This window comes from Mycobacterium sp. NGS57, assembly GCF_059812405.1.
On record NZ_JCALCP010000035.1, the window covers coordinates 1 to 733 of the forward strand.

At 82.7% G+C, this 733-nt stretch carries 1 pseudogene; it reads right to left on the reverse strand.

The features are described from left to right. Window positions 1–733 (reverse strand): annotated as a pseudogene (locus AC5Y43_RS24960) (hypothetical protein); the annotation flags it as partial.

Genomic DNA, 733 nt, shown 5'->3' on the forward strand with positions numbered 1-733 from the left:
CGCCGATGGCGCCGGCCACGCCGTTGCCGCCGGCCCCGCCCTGACCGCCGGCGCCGACGTTGCCGCCCCCGCCGCCGTTGCCGCCTTGGCCGCCGGAGGCGCCCGCGGTGGTCGGGCTGTAGCCGGCCCCGCCCTGGCCGCCGTTGCCGCCGGAGGTCGGCGCGGTGCCGTTGCTGCCCGCGCTCGGGCTGCCCGACCCGGTCCCGACGTTGCCGTGGGCGCCCGCGGTGCCGCGGTTGCCGCCGGTGCCGCCGTTGCCGCCGGTGGTGTTGGTGATCGTGCCGTCGGCGCCGCGCCCGCCGTTGCCGCCGGCGCCGCTGTTGCCGCCGCTGCCGGCGCTGCCCGCGGTGCCGGTGGTCGAACCGGTGCCGCCGTTGCCCCCGTTGCCGCCGGTGCCGCCGCCGCCGCCGTTGGCCCCGTTGCCGCCGTTGCCGCTGTTGGTGCCCGCCACCCCGGCCGCGCCGGCGCCGCCCTGGCCGCCGGTGCCGCCCGCGCCGCCGCTGCCGGCGTTGCCGCCCACGCCGCTGGCGGCCTGAATCCCACTGCCGCCCAGGGTGATCCCGCCGACGCCGCCGTTGCCGCCGTTGCCGCCGGCCCCCCCGCCGCCGCCGGTGCCGCCGGCCTGGCCCTGCCCGGCGGTGCCGTAGGCGGTGGAGCCCGCGGTGCCGGTGTTGCCGTTGACCCCGGTGCCACCGGCGCCACCTTTAGCCCCGGCGCCGCCCGCGCCGCCGAT